Origin of the sequence: Streptomyces beijiangensis (genome assembly GCF_017315755.1) — a bacterium.
Taxonomy (GTDB): Bacteria; Actinomycetota; Actinomycetes; order Streptomycetales; family Streptomycetaceae; genus Streptomyces; species Streptomyces beijiangensis.
This window is the reverse complement of record NZ_JAFLRJ010000829.1, coordinates 1-405: the sequence shown is the minus strand read 5'-3', so window position 1 is coordinate 405 and position 405 is coordinate 1. Positions and strand designations below refer to the sequence as shown.

Sequence of the window (405 nt, the reverse complement as noted above, 5' to 3'; positions counted from 1 at the left end):
TGTCTGAGAGGGGTGCGAGACTGTTGGGGTGAAAGGCGACTACCAGGACCTGGCCGACGAGATCTCGGCGCTGCTCGGCGCCCCCGCGACGCTGGAGAACCGGGATTTCGGGCTGATCGCCTTCGGTGCGCACGACGGGGAGAGCGGCTTCGACGAGACCGCGATGGACCCGGTCCGCACCCGCTCGATCCTGACGCGGAAGTCCACGGTCGCGGTCCGCGACTGGTTCGAGGGCTTCGGCATCGCCCGGGCGACGGGCCCGGTCCGCATTCCGGCGGCGCCCGACGCGGGGGTGTTCCGGGGGCGCATCTGTCTTCCCGTACGCCACCGGGGTGTCGTCCTCGGATATGTGTGGCTGCTCGACAGCGATCCCGGGCCGACCGCGGACCAGCTCATCGCCGCGAT

1 pseudogene is annotated in these 405 nt (G+C 70.6%); it reads left to right on the top strand.

What is annotated here, in order from left to right:
• Positions 1-28: 28 nt before the first annotated feature.
• Positions 29-405: pseudogene (locus J0695_RS39325) on the top strand (PucR family transcriptional regulator); the annotation flags it as partial.